Origin of the sequence: Sulfitobacter brevis (genome assembly GCF_900112755.1) — a bacterium.
GTDB classification, from domain to species: Bacteria; Pseudomonadota; Alphaproteobacteria; order Rhodobacterales; family Rhodobacteraceae; genus Sulfitobacter; species Sulfitobacter brevis.
Genome location: NZ_FOMW01000001.1, coordinates 116047 through 137768, shown reverse-complemented (window position 1 = coordinate 137768; position 21722 = coordinate 116047). Strand labels below are relative to the sequence as shown.

19 protein-coding genes and 1 tRNA gene are annotated in these 21722 nt (G+C 59.5%); 4 read left to right on the top strand and 16 right to left on the bottom strand.

All coding sequences use genetic code 11. The features are described from left to right. Positions 1–107: 107 nt before the first annotated feature. Both BM174_RS00725 and lepA read right to left on the bottom strand, forming a co-directional pair. Positions 108–569: a DUF4145 domain-containing protein gene (locus BM174_RS00725; protein ID WP_218152910.1), complete on the bottom strand. Its 462-nt coding sequence runs from the start codon at positions 567–569 to the stop codon at positions 108–110. Between the two features lie 242 nt (positions 570–811). Continuing rightward, positions 812–2611, bottom strand: coding sequence for a translation elongation factor 4 (lepA, locus tag BM174_RS00720; RefSeq protein WP_093921910.1), 1800 nt, complete (start codon positions 2609–2611; stop codon positions 812–814). Positions 2612–2870: 259 nt separating this feature from the next. Between lepA and BM174_RS00715 the strand changes: the two genes are divergently transcribed. Beyond that, on the top strand, positions 2871–3233 hold the full coding sequence (locus BM174_RS00715) for a hypothetical protein (protein ID WP_177209378.1): 363 nt from the start codon (positions 2871–2873) through the stop codon (positions 3231–3233). Positions 3234–3341: 108 nt separating this feature from the next. On the opposite strand, the gene BM174_RS00710 is transcribed toward BM174_RS00715, so the two are convergent. The 7 genes from BM174_RS00710 to BM174_RS00680 form a co-directional block, all read right to left on the bottom strand. After that, positions 3342–3809: an arsenate-mycothiol transferase ArsC gene (locus tag BM174_RS00710; RefSeq protein WP_093921909.1), complete on the bottom strand. Its 468-nt coding sequence runs from the start codon at positions 3807–3809 to the stop codon at positions 3342–3344. After that, on the bottom strand, positions 3810–4289 hold the full coding sequence (locus BM174_RS00705; protein ID WP_093921908.1) for a UPF0262 family protein: 480 nt from the start codon (positions 4287–4289) through the stop codon (positions 3810–3812). Between the two features lie 108 nt (positions 4290–4397). Further along, positions 4398–5699: a histidinol dehydrogenase gene (hisD, locus tag BM174_RS00700; protein ID WP_093921907.1), complete on the bottom strand. Its 1302-nt coding sequence runs from the start codon at positions 5697–5699 to the stop codon at positions 4398–4400. 69 nt (positions 5700–5768) lie between these two features. Beyond that, complete coding sequence (locus BM174_RS00695) at positions 5769–6125, bottom strand: hypothetical protein (protein ID WP_093921906.1); 357 nt, start codon at positions 6123–6125, stop codon at positions 5769–5771. Between the two features lie 20 nt (positions 6126–6145). Then, positions 6146–6616, bottom strand: coding sequence for a DUF2948 family protein (locus BM174_RS00690; RefSeq protein WP_093921905.1), 471 nt, complete (start codon positions 6614–6616; stop codon positions 6146–6148). After that, positions 6616–7884, bottom strand: a complete 1269-nt coding sequence (murA, locus tag BM174_RS00685; protein ID WP_093921904.1) for a UDP-N-acetylglucosamine 1-carboxyvinyltransferase — start codon at positions 7882–7884, stop codon at positions 6616–6618. The genes BM174_RS00690 and murA overlap by 1 nt, the downstream gene beginning before the upstream one ends. Before the next feature lie 5 nt (positions 7885–7889). After that, on the bottom strand, positions 7890–8078 hold the full coding sequence (locus BM174_RS00680) for a hypothetical protein (protein ID WP_093921903.1): 189 nt from the start codon (positions 8076–8078) through the stop codon (positions 7890–7892). 83 nt (positions 8079–8161) lie between these two features. Here BM174_RS00680 and BM174_RS00675 point away from each other — a divergent pair. Continuing rightward, positions 8162–8236, top strand: a tRNA-Thr gene (locus tag BM174_RS00675). A gap of 205 nt (positions 8237–8441) precedes the next feature. Here BM174_RS00675 and BM174_RS00670 read toward each other — a convergent pair. The 3 genes from BM174_RS00670 to BM174_RS00660 are packed head-to-tail and all read right to left on the bottom strand — an operon-like array spanning position 8442 to position 13002. Next, entirely contained in the window at positions 8442–11495 is a 3054-nt protein-coding gene (locus BM174_RS00670; protein WP_093921902.1) for an efflux RND transporter permease subunit, read from the bottom strand. Positions 11496–11506: 11 nt separating this feature from the next. Continuing rightward, on the bottom strand, positions 11507–12550 hold the full coding sequence (locus BM174_RS00665) for an efflux RND transporter periplasmic adaptor subunit (RefSeq protein WP_245766220.1): 1044 nt from the start codon (positions 12548–12550) through the stop codon (positions 11507–11509). Beyond that, positions 12547–13002: a MarR family winged helix-turn-helix transcriptional regulator gene (locus BM174_RS00660; RefSeq protein ID WP_093921901.1), complete on the bottom strand. Its 456-nt coding sequence runs from the start codon at positions 13000–13002 to the stop codon at positions 12547–12549. Before BM174_RS00660 ends, BM174_RS00665 begins: the two co-directional genes overlap by 4 nt. Before the next feature lie 289 nt (positions 13003–13291). Between BM174_RS00660 and BM174_RS00655 the strand changes: the two genes are divergently transcribed. Both BM174_RS00655 and BM174_RS00650 read left to right on the top strand, forming a co-directional pair. Then, complete coding sequence (locus BM174_RS00655) at positions 13292–15844, top strand: ATP-binding protein (RefSeq protein WP_093921900.1); 2553 nt, start codon at positions 13292–13294, stop codon at positions 15842–15844. A 114-nt stretch (positions 15845–15958) separates the two neighbouring features. After that, positions 15959–16678 carry a phosphatase PAP2 family protein gene (locus tag BM174_RS00650; protein WP_273459321.1) on the top strand — a complete coding sequence of 240 codons (720 nt, stop codon included), beginning with the start codon at positions 15959–15961 and terminating at the stop codon, positions 16676–16678. Positions 16679–16747: 69 nt separating this feature from the next. Here BM174_RS00650 and BM174_RS00645 read toward each other — a convergent pair whose 3' ends face one another. The 4 genes from BM174_RS00645 to BM174_RS00630 are packed head-to-tail and all read right to left on the bottom strand — an operon-like array spanning position 16748 to position 21597. Continuing rightward, positions 16748–18244 (bottom strand): phosphomannomutase/phosphoglucomutase, encoded by a 1497-nt coding sequence (locus tag BM174_RS00645; RefSeq protein ID WP_093921899.1) that lies wholly within the window; start codon positions 18242–18244, stop codon positions 16748–16750. 26 nt (positions 18245–18270) lie between these two features. Beyond that, positions 18271–19104 (bottom strand): 3-deoxy-8-phosphooctulonate synthase, encoded by an 834-nt coding sequence (gene kdsA, locus BM174_RS00640; RefSeq protein ID WP_093921898.1) that lies wholly within the window; start codon positions 19102–19104, stop codon positions 18271–18273. Further along, a complete protein-coding gene (locus BM174_RS00635; protein ID WP_093921897.1) occupies positions 19101–20960 on the bottom strand; it encodes a KpsE/RkpR family capsule polysaccharide export protein in 1860 nt (619 codons plus the stop codon). Before BM174_RS00635 ends, kdsA begins: the two co-directional genes overlap by 4 nt. Further along, the gene (locus BM174_RS00630) at positions 20938–21597 is read right to left on the bottom strand and encodes an ABC transporter ATP-binding protein (RefSeq protein ID WP_093921896.1); all 660 of its coding nucleotides are present in this window, start codon (positions 21595–21597) and stop codon (positions 20938–20940) included. The genes BM174_RS00635 and BM174_RS00630 overlap by 23 nt, the downstream gene beginning before the upstream one ends. Between the last annotated feature and the right edge of the window lie 125 nt (positions 21598–21722).

Below are 21722 nucleotides of genomic sequence, written 5' to 3'. Positions count from 1 at the left end.
GAAGCGCCCGCCCCGTGAGGGCGGTTCGGGCGCTGCCAAACCCCAAGGGGGTTTGGCATTGGGCGCACCTAGGCTGGAAGAGACTGAAAATACGAAACGAGCGTAAGTTAGGAGCGTCTGAGTTTCCGTCTTTCTTCAGCGAGTTCTAATCGCTTTGGCTCAGTGTACAGACGGCGCATCAGCTCATAGCAGAAGTCATGCAGATCTTCAGCATCGGCTTGAGCGAGGTTGCCCTCATGCGCTCCGTCATTCGCATCTTCACGAACGCAACTCGCAAGATGTTCCAAATCCTTGGGTAGTATTCCCTCTTTAAGAAGCCAATCTATACGAAACCCTAAACTGCGCCTAATTTTAGCATTCGGATCACCTTCCGGTGGAAGTTGCATCTTGGTAGCTAGGTCCAACGCAAGTCGATACATCGCTGCGGCAGCATTATAACAACGGTTCGCTAGGGCGACATTGCCCTCTTTAATAACTTGTTCGATGCTCGGCGGCAGATGTTCGGGAACACTCCTACCCGCCCGATCCTTAAGAGTAATATTGTTTTCGAATCTAACGATATCGTTCAAAGAACCTCCGTAAGAGACCACTGAATTCTTAGACCCTACACCGCCAAAGTACTTGTAGTGCTCATCTGATGAACTAATCCTCGACACCCTTTGGATGCTCATCTTGTGGCAGGTACGACATATGCACGCCAATTCAGCGTAATATTTCCACCTGTATTCCACACCTGTTGTTACGCTAGAATGCACATCATGTGTTGATCGTATCGCTCCACACCGAGGACAATCCGCAACAAATTCAGCCATTACCCATCCATTTTCAGCGCGGAAATAAACGCTTCCTGCGGAATGTTCACGCTACCGAACTGGCGCATCTTCTTCTTACCGGCCTTCTGCTTCTCCAGCAGCTTCTTCTTTCGCGAGGCGTCGCCGCCATAGCACTTGGCCGTCACGTCCTTGCGCATCGCAGACAGGGTCTCGCGCGCGATGACCTTGCCGCCGATGGCCGCTTGGATCGGGATTTTGAACATGTGGCGCGGGATCAGGTCCTTGAGCTTTTCGACCATCGCGCGGCCACGGGTCTCGGCGCGGTCGCGGTGCACCATGGTGGAGAGCGCGTCCACAGGCTCGTCGTTCACAAGGATCGACATTTTAACCAGCGCGTCAGTGCGGTAGCCGATCATCTGATAGTCGAATGAGGCATAGCCCTTGGTCACCGATTTCAGGCGGTCGTAGAAGTCAAAGACCACCTCGTTCAGCGGCAGGTCATAGACGACCATGGCGCGCGAACCGGCGTAGGTGAGGTCCATCTGGATACCACGGCGGTCTTGGCAAAGTTTTAACACATCCCCGAGATATTCGTCAGGCACAAGAATCGTCGCTTTGATGCGCGGCTCTTCGAGGTGGTCGACAAAGGTGAGGTCGGGCATGTCGGCGGGGTTGTGCAATTGTGTGACCGAGCCATCCTTCATGTGGATGTCATAGATAACGCTCGGCGCTGTGGTGATCAGGTCGATATCGTATTCACGCTCGATCCGGTCACGGATGACTTCAAGGTGCAGCAGGCCAAGGAAACCACAGCGGAAGCCAAAACCAAGTGCGGCCGAAGTTTCCATCTCATAGGAAAAGGAGGCGTCATTGAGGGCGAGTTTTTCGATGGAATCGCGCAGGTCTTCGAATTCGGCGGCGTCCACGGGGAACAGGCCACAGAATACCACCGGCTGTGCGGGCTTAAAGCCGGGCAGGGCTTTGTCGGTGCCCTTTTTTTCGTGGGTGACGGTATCACCGACGCGGGTATCGCGAACCTGCTTGATCGAGGCAGTCAGGAAGCCGATCTCGCCGGGGCCAAGCACGTCGATCTCTGTCATGGCGGGGCGGAACACGCCGATCCGGTCAACATGATGGACCGAGCCGTTTTGCATAAAGCGGATGCGCTCGTTCTTGCGCAGTTGCCCGTCGATGATGCGGACCAGAACGATGACGCCGAGGTAGCTGTCGTACCACGAATCGACCAGCATCGCCTTTAGCGGGGCGTCGAGCGTGCCTTTGGGGGCGGGCAGGCGGTGCACGATGGCCTCAAGCGTTTCCTTGATGCCAACGCCGGTTTTGGCAGAGACGCGGATCGCCTGGGACGCGTCGATGCCGATGACGTCCTCGATTTGTTCGGCAACGCGGTCACACTCGGAAGCCGGCAGGTCGATCTTGTTCAGGACCGGCACGATTTCATGGTCGGCATCAAGCGCGTGATAGACGTTGGCGAGGGTCTGCGCCTCAACCCCTTGGGTGCTGTCGACAACCAGCAAAGAGCCTTCGACCGCGCGCATGGAGCGGGAGACCTCATAGGCGAAGTCGACGTGACCGGGGGTGTCGATGAGGTTGAGGACGTAATCCTCACCATTGTCGGCGGTATAGTTGATCCGCACGGTCTGGGCCTTGATCGTAATGCCGCGCTCGCGTTCGATATCCATGCTGTCGAGCATTTGCTCTTTCATGTCCCGATCGGCCACCGTGTGGGTGGATTGGATCAGCCGGTCGGCGAGCGTGGATTTCCCGTGGTCGATGTGAGCGACGATGGAGAAATTGCGGATGTGTGAAAGTGGTATCATGAGGGCAGGATATGGTGAGATTTGCGGCTTTGGTCAAGGTGGCTTGATACGCGGTGCGCCAAGTGACGCAACACTTGCGCGACTTGGCGGGTGGCGCGGGCGGATATCTTGCGCAGTTGCAACATTTACAGGGGTTTTAGCGGGCCGGACTGGATCGTGAATTGCCCTGCGAAACGGTTTGGCGCATACTGGGGGCGAAGCAGTTAGGACCAGCAAAGGGGGAAAACCTCCACGGTCCGATCAGAGTAGGGCAGTTATCATGATGCGTATTGGTTTGGCGTGTGTTGCGCTTTTGGCGTTGGCAGCCTGTGGTGGCGGGTCGCGCGGGTATAATCCCAGTGGCAAATATGGCAGTTCGGCAGTGCTTTTTGCGCAGGGGCCGATCTCGAACGCCTGTATGGCTGGCGGTCGCAAGGATGCGACGCGGGCGCGCTGCGGCTGTATTCAGGCAGTCGCGGACCGGTCAATGTCGAATTCCGAACAGAGGCGCGGTGCGAAGTTCTTTAAAGACCCGCATCAAGCTCAGGAAACGCGGCAATCGAGCCGTCCGGGCGACGAGACATTTTGGCTGAACTGGAAAGAGTTCGGCAATTCAGCCTCGACGCTGTGTGCTGCAACCTGATGTGATGAAGCCTGTGTGCATCAGGCGGCGTTGCGTGATGCGTCTGGTGGATTGAGTTTACTTAGCCAAATGAAATTGGCGGGCCTGCGAGAGATTCGCGGGCCTTTTTTATGGAGCGCTCTGTGTGATTGGAGGACCGAAGCGGTCAATCAGGCGTTTGACGATCTGATCGCGTGCGGAGCGGAATTGGGTCAGGTTGGCTTCGCGGTTCTCGCCAAGGCCGGTTGGATCAAGCACGGGCCAGTATTCAACCTCAAGATGAAAAAAGCGCGTCAGTTCGAGGGCGCGGCGCTGGCTGGCCGGGCTGAGTGCGATGACCAGATCAAAGGAGCTCAGATCGTCGCCCCATTGCTCCATCTCGTCGAAGCTGCGCGAACGGTGGCGGGCGAGCTCGACATCTATCTCGGCGCAGACTGCGATGGAGAAACCGTTGATTTCTAAGTCGTTTTTAACACCGACAGATTGCACGTATGTGTCGGTGCCATAGAATTTTTTCATGATGCCTTCGGCCATAGGCGACCGGACTGCGTTGTGATCGCAGCAAAAAAGCACGGATTGGGGGAGCGGCACCGACACTTAACCCCCGAAGTGCAAGACGCAGATCAGGGTGAACAGGCGTCGCGCGGTGTCGCTGTCAATTTCTGCTTTGCCTTCAAGGCGTTCTTGCAAAACCCGTGAACCCTCGTTGTGGATGCCGCGCCGTGCCATATCGATGGTTTCGATCTGGCTGGGGGGAAGTTTTTTTACCGCCTCGAAGTAGCTTTCACATATTTGAAAGTAATCTTTAACAACCTGCCGGAACGGCCCAAGCGAGAGGTGGAACTCGGCGGCTTTCTCGGCCTGTTCGGTGTTCACGTCAAAGACGAGGCGCTTGTCACGAATCGACAGGCCGAGGTGGTAGGGACCGTTCGGTGCCGGACGTTCGTCGCGGGCGGGCAGCACGAAGGTGTTATCTTCGAGCAAGTCGAACATGGCAACCTTGCGCTCCTGCTCGATCTCCGGCGTCGGCGGCGGCAGGCTGCTGTCGTCTAGGACGATATGAGTGATGCGGGACATGCGAGGCGCATCCTTTGTTCCAGTGCGTGGCGTGATGAATACGCGAGGGCGTGCAGCAAGGCAATGCAGGTGCCGCGAGGTTGGAGGTGGGGACGATGCGTGCCCGGTTTACCGGTTCAGCTTGTCGAGGCGCGCGGTGACAGAAAGTTTGTGGGCCTCCAGCCCTTCGGAAGCTGCGAGACGTTCGGCGGCGGGGCCGATGGCGCGCAGCGCCTCGGGCGACATGCGGGCAAGCGTGGTGCGTTTCATAAAGTCGAGCACTGACAGCCCTGACGAGAAGCGCGCGGATCGCGCGGTGGGCAACACGTGGTTGGGGCCGCCAACATAGTCGCCGATGGCTTCGGGCGTCCACTGACCCAAGAAAATCGCGCCAGCGTGGGTAACGTTTTGAGCCAGCGCATCGGGATCAGCGACGCAAAGCTCGAGGTGTTCGGGGGCGATCCGGTTTGACAGGGCAGCGGCGGCGGCAAGATCGGGGACAGTAATGATGGCCCCGTAGTCGCGCCAGCTCGCGCCCGCAATGGCGCGACGCTCGAGTGTTTCGAGGCGCTTTTCTACGGCTTGTGCGACAGCTCTGCCAAAGGCGGGATCGGTGGTTATGAGGATGGATTGCGCGCTTTCGTCGTGCTCGGCCTGACTAAGCAGATCAAGGGCGATCCAGTCGGGGTCGTTGTCACCGTCTGCGATGACGAGAATTTCTGAGGGTCCTGCGATCATATCGATGCCGACCTTGCCGAATACCCTGCGTTTGGCGGCGGCGACAAATGCATTGCCGGGGCCGGTAATTTTATCGACGGGCGCGATGGTTTCGGTGCCATAGGCCAGTGCGGCGACGGCCTGGGCGCCCCCGATGCGGTAGATTTCATCGACGCCCGCGATCCGCGCGGCGAGCAAGACCAGCGGGTTGAGCACGCCATCGGGGCTGGGCACGACCATCGCAAGACGTTCAACGCCCGCCACTTTGGCTGGCACGGCGTTCATCAGGACTGAAGAGGGGTAGCTCGCCAACCCGCCAGGGACATAGAGGCCAGCCGCAGAGACTGCGCTCCAGCGCCAACCGAGCGTGGCGCCATCCGGGTCGGTCCACTCCGCGTCCTGCGGCATTTGGCGGACGTGATAGGCACGGATGCGCTCGGCGGCCAGCTCAATGGCGCTGCGGTCTGCATCAGAGACCGCAGCAACTGCTGCGTCGATTTCGGCGGTAGTGATCCGCAGGGTCGCAGGGGTGAGGGTGAGACGGTCAAACTTCTCGGTCAGTTCGATGACCGCCGCATCGCCGCGCGACCGGACGTCAGCGATGATGCCAGCCACCACGGTGTCCACATCCGGGCTGTCTTCGCGCTTGGCATTCAGCAAGGTGGTGAAGGCGGCCTCGAAGTTGGCGGAGGTGGCGTCGAGGGTAACGGGCATGGGCGTTGCTCCAGTAAAGAATGCAGGCCTCCGGCGGGGATATTTAGGGCCAAAAAGAGAGAAAATGAGTTACCGGCGTACCGCGGTGAGCGTCGGTTCGGCCCGCAGGGTCTTTGCAGGTGTCGTATTGGATTTGTGATGTTGGTTAAGCAAGGCGCGCGTGTCTTGGGCGGTTTGAAACGTGGCGCGGGCAGTTTGCGCCTGCTGGGCGGCGATCAGGCCGGTCATTGCGATGACGATCCCAATCGCCACAAGGGCGATGCTGCCGAGCAAACCCAACGTTGCAAATTGTGCAGGTGATGCCACGGTTGACCAAAGCCCCGTGCCGATCAGGAGCAGGCCGGTCCCGCAGGACAGCCAACCGAAGAGTTCCAGCAAGCGCGCGATGGCGCGCCCTTTGAGGTAGGTGGTTTCCGAAGTCGACATCGGGGTGTCCTTGATAGGCTCTAGGCGTTGTGATCGGGAAGTTTTTTGGAGGGCGCGGCGTAGGGTTTGGTGACGTCCTTGAGGCTAACTTCCAGCGCTTCTACATCCAGCCGGATTGCACCGTCGCCTGCCAGTGTCAGGGTAACAGTGCCCGACGGGGCATCGGTAACGTCAAAAGCGATATCGAGCAGGGACAGGATCGTGTCAATGTCACCTTGGGGCACGCCTTGGCTCGCGACTTTTCGCACCGTGTTGAACATCAAGACGGATTGAACGCGTTCGGGCGCGTGACGGGTTTTGCCGTTATCTTCCCAGCGGACGCGGTTGAGCAGCAGCGCAAAGCAAGCGTCCTTGCTGTGCCAGCGCATTTCAGAGGCAGGAAATACTGCATCCTGTACGAGCGAGGCGATAACGGTCAGGTCGTCTGTGTCCAGAGCCCCGAGGTTTAGCGGCTTTTCACGGCCATCTTCGAAACGTGCATCTTCGCTCATTATTCCTGTACCCGTTCAATATCGGCGCCGACGCCGGACAGCTTTGCAACGACGTGTTCGTAGCCGCGGTCGAGATGGTAAACCCGCGAGACCTTGGTTTCGCCGCTGGCTGCAAGGCCGGCGAGGATCAGCGACACCGAGGCGCGCAGGTCGGTCGCCATCACAGGCGCGCCTTTGAGCTTGTTGACGCCAGTCACCGTGGCATGGCCGCCATGCACATCAATCACAGCGCCCATGCGGATCAGTTCGGGCGCGTGCATAAAACGGTTCTCGAAAATCTTCTCTTCCAGCACCGAGGTGCCTTCGGCGGTGCAGAGCAGGGCCATCATCTGGGCCTGTAGATCTGTAGGGAAGCCGGGGAACGGGGCCGTGGTCACGTCAACAGCCGAGATCCGGCCGTTCCGGCGGCTGACGCTGAGGCCGTTGGGGGTTTCGCTGACCGAAATACCCGCCGCATCCAGCCTTTCGCAAAAAGCTTCGAGCAGATCGATGCGCCCACCGAGCAGTTCTACTTCGCCACCGGCAATCGCAGGGGCCAGCATATAGGTGCCCAGTTCGATGCGGTCGGTGACGACGCGGTGCGTAGCACCGTGCAGGCTGTCGACGCCTTGGATGGTAATGGTCGAGGTGCCGTCGCCGTCGATTTGCGCGCCCATCGCACGCAGGCAATCGGCCAGATCGACAATTTCGGGTTCGCGTGCGGCGTTGTTGATGACGGTCGTTCCCTTGGCCAGCGTTGCCGCCATCAGGATGTTTTCGGTCGCGCCGACGGAGGCGAAGGGGAAGTCGATGACCGCGCCTTTTAGCTTGCCGCCCTGTGCTTTGGCATGCAGATAACCATCGCGCAATTCAATCTCGGCGCCCATTTTTGTCAGGCCGGTGACATGAATGTCCATCGGGCGCGCTCCAATCGCGCAGCCACCGGGAAGGGAAACCTCGGCATGGCCTTCGCGCGCCAGCAGCGGGCCGAGCACGAGATTGGAGGCGCGCATCTTACGCACGATGTCATATTCGGCGCGGGTGTTGATCGGGCCGTGGCTCGCCATCGCCAGAACCTTGCCGTCTTGCAGGGAGGTCACTTCAGCGCCGAGGGAGCCCAGAAGTTGGGTCATGGTGCGGATGTCCGACAAGCGCGGCGCATTGGTCAGCGTAAGCGGCTCTTCGCTCAGCAAGGTCGCGGGCATCAGGGCAAGACAGGCGTTTTTGGCCCCTGTGATCGGGATCTGGCCCTTAAGAGTGTTGCCGCCCCTGACAAGAATCGTGTCCATATGCTTTAACTTTCCTGTTCGGGCCTTCCGGGGCCGCTGTCTTTGTTGTCGTCTGCGTCCTCGGGCACGGCGGCGTCACGGGCGCGGGTTTGCGCTTTTCGACGGGCCATATTGGTCTTGAGCGCAGCCTTTAAGCGGGCTTCGCGCAATTGTGCCTCTGTCGGCTGCTTTTGAGGGGCGGTATCTCTTGCCATGCGGCTTGTCTAGCGCAGGGGCGAAGAAGGGTCCAGATTGGGGTTGCACCATATTTCGATTGCAGCTAATCACCCGCCACGATGCTGTGGTAGCTCAGTGGTAGAGCACACCCTTGGTAAGGGTGAGGTCGAGAGTTCAATCCTCTCTCACAGCACCATCGTCCCCCTTGATTATATGATGATATGCCGCGCCGAGCCTGTGCATGGCTCGATTCTGCCGCTTGGGCTCGGGCGGAGGAGTTTTGGCGTGCGGAGGCGTTTGCAGCGCCCGCCCGAAAAGCCCTGCGGAAACGGTGCCGATTACAAAAGTTTTTTGAAAACACCTGGCTGTCCGCGGGCAGGGTGCCGCGGACAGCCTTGGTTTTAGGCCGGTACTGCTGCGGCGTTCTGGGCTTTGCGCTCCGAACGGGCGAAGAATACATAGTAAAATACCGGTGCTGCGATCAGGGTCAGGACGCTGGCAAAAGCCAACCCGCCCATGATCGTCACTGCCATCGAGACAAAGAACGCGTCACCGAGCAAAGGCAGCATCCCCAGAATCGTCGTCGCCGCCGCCAGCACCACAGGGCGCAGACGTGACACGCAGGCGGTCACGATGGCTTCACGCAGCGCCACACCTTCGGCGCGCACGAGATCAATTTCCTCCACCAAAACGATGCCGTTCTTGATCAACATGCCTGAGAGCGACAGCAGCCCAAGAAGCGCGGTAAAGGTGAAGGGCAAGCCGGTGCCCAGCAGCCCAAGCGCCACACCGTTCACCGACATCGGCACCAAGAGCCAGATGATGATCGGCTGTTTGAGCGCGTTGAACAGCAAGATCGAGATCAGTACCATCACCAAAAGGCTCAGCGGTAGCTGCCCGTTCAGGCTTGCCTGTGCCTCCGTCGAGCTTTCGAATTCTCCGCCCCAGTCGAGCGCATATCCGGCTGGCACAGCGATCTCCTCCACCGCAGAGCGGACGGCGGCAAAAACCTCGGCTGCGGTGCGCTCCGACGGGATATCGGCCCCGACGGTGAGCGTGGTTACCCTGTCGCGGCGGTGCACGAGGGTATTCTGCACCTCGTAATCCAGACCGTCGATTACCTGTTCGATGGGCAGGAAGTGCTGGCCCGTGTCGGACCAAACAGGCTGATCGCGCAGATCGCTGGTCGCGTCATGGGACAACCGCACGGTGATAGGGATAAGCCGGTCCCCCTCGCGGTAGACCCCGCCCGCGATGCCGTCCGTGGCAAAGCGCAGAGTGCTGGCCACATGGTCGCGGCTGATCCCTGCACTCTGGGCGCGGTCCGTCGCATAAATCGGGCGCAGCACCAGTTCAGGTTCGCGCCAATTGGTGCGGGCATCCAGAATATAGGGAGACGCCTCTTCCAACGTCGCGATGACCTGTTGGCTCAAGGCGCGCAAGACGGCAGGCTCTGGCCCCGAGATACGCACCTCGATCGGATCGCCGCCGCCCGGCCCAAATACCAGACGCCGGGTGCGGAATTCGCCTTGGGGCAGCGCGGCACGGCCGAACTCTTCCAGATCGGCCTGCAGCGCCGGAATTGACGCGATGCCGGCCGTGCGGATGATCATATGGCCATAACTCGCATTGGGCTTTTCTGCGCCGTAGGTCAGCATGAAGCGCGTAGCCCCTTGCCCCGCATAAGTGGTGTAGGAGACAACCTCTTCGCGCTCGGCCAGCCACTCCTCGATGACAGCAAGGTCCTCGGCGGTCTCATGGATCGGGCTGCCTTGCGGCAATTTATAATGCACGAAAAACAGCGGCGTGTTGGAGTTTGGGAAGAACTGCTGCTTGATCATGCCAAAGCCCGCAAAGCAGGCAATGGTGATGCCGATCAGCGCAGCAATCACCAGCCAGCGCGCCTTGATTGCGCCGCGCAAGGTTGCCGCATAGGCGCGAAACAGCGGGCCGTCATAGGCGCCCGCGCCCCCCGCAACACCACGTTTAAAGAAGTAGTGCCCCAGCAGCGGTGTTACCGTGATCGCCAGCACCCAGCTCAGCAGGAGCGAGATGCCGATGACGGCAAACAGCGAGAACAAGAATTCGCCTGTCGCATCAGGGCTAAGCCCGATGCCCGCAAAGGCCATAATACCAATGACGGTAGCCCCGAGCAGCGGGATTTGTGTTTTGCCCGCTGTCTCTCCCGCCGCTTGCCGCGAGGATTGCCCGCCCAGCATTGCGATCTGCATGCCTTCGGCAACCACAATGGCGTTATCCACCAGCATCCCCATTGCGATGATCAACGCGCCCAGCGAAATCCGCTCCATCTCGATCGCGAAAACCGCCATGAAAAACAGCGTGCCGACGACCGTAAGCAAGAGCGTAACTCCCACGACGACTGAGGCGCGCCAGCCCATAAACAGCGCCAGCACCGCCACCACGATGCCGACCGACATCGCAAGATTAACTAGAAACGCGTTTGAGGCTTCTTCGACAACAACGTGCTGCTGGTAAATCGGGCTGAGGGTCACGCCCTCCGGCACTTGGGTGAAAAGCTCAGCCAGACGCGCATCAACGCGGTGCCCGACCTCGACGATGTTCTCGGTCGAGAGCCCTGCCACACCAAAGCTGAACGCCTCGGTGCCGTTGTGGCGCAAGATGAGAGAAGGGTGATCAACGCGCCCGCGGTGCACCGAAGCGACATCGTAAAGGTTCAGCAATTCGCCACCCACTCCGATGGACAGGCCAGAGATTTCTGACACGCTATCGGACCCTGCGGGCGCTTCGATCAAGGTGCGGCGTCCGTCCCCGTTCACCGACCCGGCGGGTGCTTCGGAATCAGCCGTCGCCAATGCCGCAACGATGGCTTGCGGCGGCACGTTTTGCGCAACGGTCAGAGACAGCTCCGGCTCCACAAAGATCGCCTCCTGCGGCAGGCCCGCAAGCTCCACATCGGCCACCCCTTCAACAGCCAGCAATTCGCGGCGCAGCCATGTGCCCATCTGGTGGATTTCCGCATCGGCATAGCCGGGAGCCGTGACCGCATAATAAAGACCGAAAACATCGCCAAAGGCATCATTGACCAAAGGCTCACCGACGCCCGAAGGCAGATCGCGGGCCGCGTCGCGCACCTTGGCGCGCAGTTTGGTCCAGATATTGGGCAGTTCGGTCCCGTCAAAGGTCGATTTCACCTCGACCTCGATGAGCGAGACACCGGGTTGGTTGACGGAGGTGATGGTCTTGATCTCGCCCATCTTCTGAATCGCTGATTCCAGCGGCTCGGACACTTCGCGGGCCACCTGTTCCGCCGAGGCACCGGGATAGCGGGTCGTGATGACCGACTGTTTGATGGTGAAGGCCGGATCTTCGAGGCGGCCAAGCGAGGAAAAACCCCACAGCCCGCCAAACAGACAGCCCAGTATAACGATCCACGTCAGGATCGGCTTCTCAATCGAAGCGCGTGCGATGTTCATGGGTCTGGTCCTTACCGTGGGAAGCCGTTGAAACGACGGGCGTTTTGTCCGTCTCGAAGGGACGTCGCCCCTGCGGCTACGATCTCTTCCCCGACCGAGAGCCCCTCGGTCACCTCAAAGCTGCCGTCATCGGCGACGATAATCTTCACGGGGCGTGCCACCACGCGGGCGCTGTCGCCGTCCTGCTCGAATACCATGACCGAGACCGAGCCGTCCGGAGCAGGCACCAGCGCCGAGGCGGGCAGGGGAAAGCTGGTTTTCGCGGTATTTTGCTGCACGTTCACCGTAACCGAAGAGCCGGGCAGGACATCGGGCGTGGCATCGGCATCAAACGCCAGCGTGAACTTGAAGCTTTGGCCGACCAAGGTGGCGTCGGAGGTAAATTCGCGAATTTCCAGCGGATAGCTCGCGTCACTGTCGAGGAAACTTGCGGAGATTGTTACATCCTTGTCGCGCCCTGCGCGCTGAAACAAGATTTCCGGCACTTCGATCTCGACCCGCAATTCGGACATATCGTGCAACCGCACCACTGGGGTGCCGGGGGCGACAGTGGTGAAGTTGGCGACCAACCGTTCTGCGACCAGCGCCTCGAACGGGGCGTGGAGCGTGGCCAGTGACAGGGCGCGCTCGGCATCGCGCAGCGCGGCTTTGGCGAGACCTTCTGCTGTTGTTGCATCATCCAGCGATGCTTGGCTGACGGTTGCACGGCTCAGACGCGAAAGCCGGTCCAGATCGCGGGCAGACTGCGATTCGCGCAGGCGGGCTTGCTCCAGCGCCAGCTCGAACGGTTCGGGGTCAAGACGCGCGATCAGATCACCTTTGGGGATGGTCTGGCCTTCGAGCACCGGAAACTCAACAAGCTGGCCGCTGGTCTGGAACGCGATGTCTACGGTCTGGCGGGCCACCACCTGACCGTAGAATTCGCGGGTCAGTCCGACCTGTGCGGCGCTGACGGTCATCAGCTTGACGGGGCGGATCGCAGGCTCGGCCGGTTGGGCGGCTAGCGGGTTTGCCAGAGCTGCGCAAAGCAGGGCAAAAAGTGGGAGACGGGTCAAAACGGCATTCCTTTGGGTAAGCCTTGGGCAAGGATGTGGTCGCGGATCCGGAAAAGAAGCGCGGAAAATGTCTCAAGATCGGCATCGGGCAGACCGGTCGCCTCACGCAGGGCCAAACCCGCGCTTTCAAGCAATTCGCGCCGTGCAGCATGGCCGGTTTGCGTCAGCTCCAGCAGCCAGGCCCGCCGGTCATCAGGGTCGCGCTGGCGCTGCACGAGGCCCTGCGCTTCCAGCCCGTCAGCCAGCGTCGTCAGGGTCGACGGCAGGGCCTGCATGATTTTGGCAAGATTCCCCATGCGCAACGGGCTCGCCAGCCGGATCAGAAACAGGCGCTCCTGTTTGCTCAGATGCGGGCTGACACAATCCAGACGGTCATGCAGCGACCAATAGAGCAGCACGATGCTGAGGGTCATTTCGCCGTGCAGGGAATCGATATTTTCAGAATCGTTCATACTAGGCTCACGTTCGGAAAAGGTTGCCGTGCTGTATATTTCATAAATTGAAACATTCAATACAGAAAGCAACCGAACGCAGTGAAGCAGATGCTCTTGCAGGGCGCTGTTGCCGATACAGCCGCCGTGGCAGCGAGGACGGGTACGGTCCGCAATTCTCCATTTGAGATACGCGCCCGAAAAACGTTCAACTTTAGGTTTATTTGCATTCTAATGCCTATTTTCTGGGAAACAGCGGTCCTATCGCCTAGTATCGTCAAAATTGCGTTTGATCCCAAGGCACACCCCTATGGTTATATTTCTCATAAAGAACGCAGTGTTTCTGGTCTTTGTGGGCATTGGCATTTTTGGCGTAAATTCTAGTAAGTTTCTGACTGAAAAGCCTCTTTTGCGGCAGGCTCTGATCGGTCTTCTCATGGGGATTATCGTTACATTCATCGCGGCTGATGCCTATCGCAGTAACGATTTACTGGCACCTTTGGCAGTAAAAGACGGGCCTTTGATCTTTGCAGGCTACCTCGGCGGGCCTGTCGGTGCGGCAGTCGCATCGGTGATTGGTGTGCTAATCCGGCTTGAAATCGGCGGACCGAACGCCCTGTTGGGATCGGGCTTTGTCGTGGCGCTCACGGCTTTCGGGGCGCTGGTCGGCAGGTTCATACCCGCGCGAGAAAACCCCGCAATTTCTGGGCTCGCTATGTTCGTCTTAGCGATGGGTGCCATGGTTTTGCAAACCTCGGCGCTGCCGTTTGCCAAGTGGAGCGGGTCTGAAAATATGCCGGCGTTGTTCTGGGGTGTCGCCTTGGCGCTGGCAATGTCGGGAACCTTGTCGATCATTGTCACAGGGTTGATGGTCAATTTCGCCGACAATCTCTCTGAGACCGAGCGCCAGTCAGAGATCAATGCAGACCGGCTGAAACTTGCGGTCAGGGCAGCAAACATCGGCATCTTCAAACGAAGTGCGGGCAGCCAATGGGTGCATTTCGATGAAGGCATGTACCGGATATTCGGCATTCCCACGACCCAAACCAGAATAGCGCAAAACGAATTTCGCAAGATGATCCATCCAGAGGATCTATCTGTGCTTGAGGATGTTTTGGTACAGGTCTGGAAAGGCAATCCGCCCAGCGAAGCTGTCGCCTTTCGGATAAGACGCCGCACCGGTGAAATAAGGCATATTAGCGCTTACTGGGCCGGTGAAGCCGAGCCCAACGGCACAGTACAACAGGTCATTGCTGCCTATCAGGATGTGACCGTCGATGTGGAGATGGCGCGCAAACGCAATCTCGCCGAAGCTCGCCTCGCCACGATTACCGATAACCTGCCGGGCGTTCTGCACAGCATTCAAATGACGCCTGACGGGGAATTTCGGGTCACCTATATCAACGCCTTTTGCGAGACGGTCTTCGGCCACCCGCGCGAAGCCTTTATGGCCGACCCCGACCTTTACCGAAGCCTGCACGACCCGAAAGACTGGCCGTATATGATGGCCGCGCTGCGCGATGCGGCAAAGACCCTCCAACCCTTCTCGCGCCGGTTTCAGATTACGACCGCGAAGGGAGATAAGAAATGGCTGCAAGTGCATGCCAGTGCGACGCGCTTTGAAAGTGGCATCATTCAGATCGACAGTATCTTTCTTGATGTCTCCGCCGAAGTCGAAGCCCAAGCGCGGCTCGCAACGGAAATTCAGGTCTCCAGTCAGGCGCAGAAGATGGAAAGCATCGGCCAACTGACCGGAGGCGTGGCGCATGATTTCAACAATTTGCTTGCGGTGATCATGGGCAACCTTGAGCTGCTGCGCGAGGTGCTGCCCGACACGGCCCATCGCGAGCTGATCGATGAGGGCATCGCCGCCACGCTGCGCGGGGCCGACCTGACCCGCAATATGCTGGCATTTGCCCGCAAGGCGCGGCTGGAACCGCGCGTAATCGACCTGAACAAGCTGATCGGCAACGCTAAAAACTGGATGACACGGACCATTCCGGCAAACGTCCACGTCGAAACCTCGTTGCTCGCGGGGCTATGGCAGATCGAGGCCGACCCCAGTTCCACCGAGAGCGCATTGTTGAACCTCATGCTTAACGGGCGCGACGCCATGGCCGCTGGCGGCAGGTTAACAATTGAAACCGCCAATATCAGGATTGACGAGGCCTATACGGATTCGCGTCAGGTTGAGCTGCGGCCGGGGCGCTATGTGATGCTCGCGGTCACCGACACAGGCCACGGCATTGATCCCGAAACCGTCGCCGAGATTTTTGAGCCGTTCTACACCACCAAAGGGCCGGGCAAGGGGTCCGGGCTGGGCTTGTCGATGGTCCAGGGATTTATGCGCCAGTCGGGCGGCACGGTGCAGGTGTACTCCGAGCCGGGCGTCGGCACGACCTTCAAGCTTTACTTCAAAGCCATCGAAAGCGTCGAGATGCGGGCCACGCCGCTTGCAACCCAGAGCGCTTCAGTAGTCGAAACAGCCCGTATTCTGATCGCCGAAGATCAGGACAGTGTGCTGCAGGTTCTGACCAAAATTCTGGAGGCGGCCGGATACCAGATCGCCACCGCGCCTTCGGGCGACGAAGCCCTAGAGCTGTTTCACCGCGACCCTGATTTTGATTTGCTACTCACCGATATCGTGATGCCGGGGGGGTTGATGGGCACCGATCTTGCCAAGGCGCTTCGGGCGTTGAACCCCGATCTGCCGGTGGTGTTTATGTCGGGTTATGCCCGCGAGGCGACGGTGCACGGCAATGGCCTGCGGCCCGAGGATATCCGCCTGATGAAACCGGTCCAGCGCCACGACATTCTTAAGGCGATCGCCACCGCACTGGCAGGTGCCAAGAAAGGGAAATAACGGCCGCCTCCTACGACTGTTGGCCACCTTGAAAGGGATGCGGACGGTACGCAGGCCTTGTCGCCGCGCCAAGTCGGCCCAGTTTGTGCGCTGACCGATTAACAGGAGCGCCCCATGTCCATGCCTCAGGCTGTCTCTGCGATGTTTCGCAAGGCAGAAACCGCAACACTTGTGATCTTGCTGTTTATTGCGGCAGCCATTTGGGCCTTTGTGGCGCTTGCCACCGAGATGGTCGATGGCGACCTGCGCGATTTTGACGAGGCGGTGCTGACGGCGCTGCGCACGCCGGGTGACATGTCAAACCCGATAGGCGGCAAACAGGTCGAGATTGCGATGCGCGATCTGACCGCTTTGGGTGGCGTCACGGTCCTCACACTGATCACGGTGCTGGTGCTGGTTTTTCTGGTGCTGCGGCGTCAGCGTGCCTCGGCTGTGTTGCTGGGCGTTGCGATTTTGGGCGGGCAGGGCCTGTCCTATCTGATGAAGTTCAGCTTTTCGCGCCCGCGCCCCGATCTGGTCCCGCATGGGGTTGAGGTGGCGACAGCGTCATTCCCCTCTGGGCATTCGATGATGGCCGCTGTGACCTATCTGACCCTCGCAGTGATGCTGGCGCGGGCCGAGACGCGGCCACATATTCGCGGGTTTTTCATCGCTGGTGCCGCGTTGTTAACCATCTTGGTGGGCATCAGTCGCGTTTACTTGGGAGTGCATTGGCCGTCGGACGTGCTGGCAGGTTGGACCCTTGGCGCGGCTTGGGCGCTGGGGGTTGGTCTGCTGGCGCGGGCGATGGCGCGGCGCGGCCAGATTGAGCCGGATAAACGCGGCGAAGGCTGATCTTAGACAGAAAATGGCGGCACGTTGGAGCCCAACGCGCCGCCCAATGAAAAAATCGTTCGTTTAGACTCAGATCGTTTGGTCGTAATCGCCGACGGCACTTTCGGTGCGGATCACTGCATCGATATCAGCGAAAATTGCCCGCATCTCGGCCTCGGACTCAGGGCTTTCGCAGACGACCACGAGGTTGGGCGTGTTGGACGATGCCCGCACCAGACCCCAGCCGCCATTGTCCAGAATGACCCGCGCACCGTTGACGGTGACGACTTCCTTGATGGCCCGCCCCCCGATCTGCTCACCCGCATCGGCCTTGGCGACGAGTTTATCCACCAGCCGTGCAAGAATGTCATATTTTTCGGTATCCGAGGCATAGGGGGACATCGTCGGCGTCGCCCATGTCTGGGGCAGGGCGCGGCGCAGGTCCGACATGCTCATGTCAGGATTGCGGTCCATCAGTTTGCAAATCTCGACCGCGACACGCATGCCGCAGTCATAGCCGCGACCGATGGGCTCAGCGAGGAAATAATGGCCGGATTTCTCAAAGCCCGCCAGCGCGCCCAACTCTTTAACGCGGCGCTTCATGTGGCTATGGCCGGTCTTCCAATAGTCGGCTTTGATCCCGTATTTCTGTAGTTCGGGGTCCGAGGCATATAGCCCAGTGGATTTCACATCCGCCACAATGGTGCAGCCAGGATAAATCTTCGCCAGATCGCGGGCCATGATAACGCCAACTTTATCGGCGAAAATCTCTTCGCCCTCGTCATCGACCACGCCGCAACGGTCGCCATCGCCATCAAACCCGAGCGCGAAATCCGCGCCCGAAGCTGTGACCGAGGCCGACATGTCGTGCAGCATCTCCATCGCTTCGGGGTTCGGATTGTAATGCGGGAAGGTATAGTCGAGCCTGTTGTGGCTATCGACGACTTCGACGCCGAGCCGCTTAAACAACTCCGGCGCAAAAGCCGACGCGGTGCCGTTGCCGGTGGCGCAAACCACCTTGAGCGGGCGGGTCATGCGGAAATCGCCGACCAGATCATCAAGATAAGCCTCGCGCACGCCTTCGACAAATTCGTATTTGCCACCCTCGCGGCGCTCGCCTTGGCCGTTCAGCACAATATCGCGCAGCTCGTTCATCTCGTCCGGGCCGTGGGTCAGCGGACGCTCAAAGCCCATCTTTACGCCGGTCCAACCGTTGGGATTGTGGCTCGCTGTGACCATCGCCACCGCTGGGGCATCCAGATGGAACTGGGCGAAATAGGCCATCGGGGAGAGGGCAGGGCCGATGTCCTTGACGTGGATACCGGCCTGCATCAACCCCAACATCAGCGCGTTTTTGATCGAGAGGGAATAGTCGCGATAGTCGTTGCCCACGGCAATCACCGGCTCGATCCCGCGACGGTGCATCTGCGTGCCAAGGCCAAGCCCAAGCGCCGTTATGCCCGGCAGGTTGATGTCGTCGGGATATTTCCAACGCGCGTCATATTCGCGGAAACCTGTGGGTGTGATCATCGCATCACGTAAAAATTCCCAGGTATTCTGGGTCACAGTAGGGGCCGGTTTGGTCACGTTAATAATCTCGCAAATAAAATAGGTTAGAACGTTAAGGGATTGGCTTTGGCTAGCGTGTCAAAGGCCATCAGCGTCTTGATCAGCGCAGGCATCTGATCGAGATAGATCATATTCGGCCCGTCGCTGGGGGCCGTATCAGGGTCTTCATGGGTTTCCATAAAGATTGCGCCAACGCCGATTGCTGCTGCCGCACGCGCCATGACGGGGGCAAATTCGCGCTGGCCGCCGGACGATCCGCCCAAGCCGCCGGGCTGGGCAACCGAATGGGTCGCATCCATCACCACGGGGTATCCGGTCTGCGCCATCTGCGGCAGGCTGCGCATATCTGCCACCAGCGTGTTATAGCCGAATGAGGTGCCGCGTTCGGTCAGCAGGATACGTTTGTTGCCCGTGCTTTCGATCTTATCAACGATATTGCCCATCTCCCAAGGGGCGAGCCATTGGCCCTTCTTCACATTGACGACTTTGCCGGTATTGCCCGCAGCGAGCAGCATATCGGTCTGGCGGCACAGAAATGCGGGGATTTGAAGAATATCCACGGCTTCGGCCACGATGGCGCATTGTTCTTCGGTATGCACATCCGTCAAAACCGGGACGCCCAGCGACTTTCCGACCGATTGCAAAACCTGCAAACCTTTGTCGATGCCCAAGCCGCGCTTGCCCTTAAGCGAGGTGCGGTTGGCCTTGTCGTAGCTGCCTTTAAAGACGAACTGTGCGCCAACAGCCTTGCAGGCTTCCTGCATTTTGCCGGCAATCATCTGCGCGTGATCGGCGCTTTCCAACTGGCAGGGGCCTGCGATGATGGTGAGCGGGCGATCGTTGCCGATGACAACATCGCCGATGGTGACTTGGATCATGAGGTTACCTGTTCCCTTAGGATCGACGCGGTGAGCGACAGCATGAGGTAGATGCCTGCAAAGACGAGGAAAGCCAAGATCGTGTTCTCAAACTTTCGCGGATAGGTGGGTTCTTGCGGAGCGACGGGTTCTACCGCGACAGTCAGATAGCGGACCTGACGGCTGGCCTCGGTGCGGGCTTGGTCCATCGCGGTCTGCGCTGATTGGAGCACCATATCGGCGGCGGCCAGATCGGCCTGCGCCAACTGCATCTCTACCGCGCGTTGCGCCAGCGAGTTTTCGCCCTGCGTGGCAGAGTTGAGCTTGTCGTTGAGCTTGTCCAGCTGCACCTTGAGCCGCCGCACATCGCCGCTTGCCCCATCGACCTTGGCCTTATTGGGGCGGATGTTGTCGAGCAGAGCTGCCAGTTCGAGCTCTTTCTCGATCAGCAATCCTTCGTATGTGGTGATCTGGCTGCGCAGCGCGATGATCTGCGCCTCGGGGTCGATACCATTGTCGACCTGCATGCGGATCAGCCGCTCTTGCGAGTCCCGTCGCTTGGTCTGCGCTGTCTCATAGGCACCCGCGGCGTCACGCATACCGTCTTCGCGCTTTTGCTTGGACAGGTTGTTCACCCGTTCCTCGGCATAGGTCAGCAGCGAGCGGGAGAATTCCTCCGACAGTTTCGGATCGGCGGCGATCACCTCCATGCGGATCACGCCTTCTGTCGGATCATAGCCGATTTTAACGTTCTTTTTATAGACCTTATAGGCCTCTTCATTAGTCGGATCATCGGTCAGGCGCTGGATCGGATCGATCTCTTCGCTTGAGAAGTGGTCCTTGAAACCTTCATCATCATTCAGCCGCAGCATGGCGTCTTTGGATTGCAGGTAGGCTTGGGTCGCGATGCTGTCTTGGGAGTTGGCGAACTGCGTCGGCAGGATGTTCCCGAAGGGCGAGGCCCCGCCGCCGCCTTCCGACTGGATCAGCATGAACTGGCTGTCGGTCGCATACATCGGGGTCGCGATATTATAGAAATAATAGCCCGCCGCGAAGGCTGGCAGAAACACGAAAAACGCCAGCCGGATCAGCAGCAATCCCCCCTTGCGGCGGCGACGGCGCGTGATATCGCGCTGGATTTCCGAGATCTCGCGCTGGCGGCGGTCGGAGGGGCTGAGCTCGGTCGAGGGCAGCTTGTTGCGACCCGCAGGAACGGTTTGTGGCAGTTGTACGCGGCCATGGGCCCCGGCGCCGCCGGTCTGCGCGGGCAATCCTGCAAGCACGTCGCCGGGACCGCCATCGCGGGCTTCGCCGCCCGCTTGCGGCACCACAAGCTCTAACATGTTCGAGCGTTGGAACGGGTCGATGCCATTGGTTCGCAGCAGGCGCACCGCATCGAAATCCGACGTCGGCGCCAGCCCGTTCTTTTGGGCCACGCGCCGCGCCATGCGCAACTGGCGACCGGTCAGCCCTTCGCGGCGGATCGTATCAATGTCGGTCTCGCCGCTGACTTCGCGCGCAGAGGACACTTCGCCTTCGCGCAGCGGTTCGGACTGCGCAGGTGCTGCTTGGGGCATTTCAGCCTCGGCTGCGGCGCGCGGTGGCTTTGCGGGTGCCGTTGGGGGTGGCTGCGGGGCGCGGGGCGCTTGCGGGGCGCTTGCGGCCTCGGCGCGGGCCGTTGGCATATCATCACGCTGCTCCGGTGCGGCGGGTCGCGCGGCAGTGTCCGTGCGCTGTGCAGGGGTCAGCCGCGCAGGTGCCACACCCGCCGTTGCCGCACGTGGCTCCGCCGCACCAGTGCCGCCAGACGCCGAAGGGTAGGGCACCGGCGCACTGCGCTTGATGCGGAATTTTCTAGCCTTGGGTTTCGTAGTCATAGAGCTGTTTCGCTTCTTCCAAGGTGTCGAACATGTGCAGTTGGCCGTCGATCAGGACGGCAGCAGACCGCGCGAATTTCTCAAGTGTCTGCGGCTGGTGCGAGACGATGATGATCGTTGTCGTGCGCAGACGCTCTTGCAGGATGTCGCCCGCTTTGCGGTTGAATTCAACATCCGTTGTGGCGGGCATGCCTTCGTCGATCAGGTAGATGTCGAAATCAAGCGCCAGCATCAGCGCAAATGAAAACCGCGAGCGCATCCCCGAAGAATAGGTCCCCAAAGGCTGGTCAAAATATTCGCCCAGATTGCACAGCCAGCGGCAAAAGCTTTCGACATAGTCGGGGTCAAGCCCGTAGAGCCGCGCAATATAACGCGCGTTTTCCATTGCCGAGACCTTGGACACCACGCCGCCCATAAACCCCAGCGGGAAGGAGATTTTACACCCGCGCCGGATTTCGCCCTCGTCAGGTTTTTCCAACCCTGCCATCATGTTGATCAGTGTCGATTTGCCAGTGCCGTTTGGCGCCAGAATCCCCAAAGAATGTCCCAATTCCACACGAAACGAGACCCGATCAAGGATGACCTTGTGCTGGGACCCTGTCCAAAAGGACTTGGATACATTTTCGAATTCCAGCATTCGCTGCTCCGGTCTGCGCTGATGGCCTAGCCTCGTCCCCTTGCTGTTAGGTGCGAAGGTGCTGTCGGTCTATAGCCCGATCTTGACGACAATATGTCTTATTTGGAAACAAATGTACAATGGCG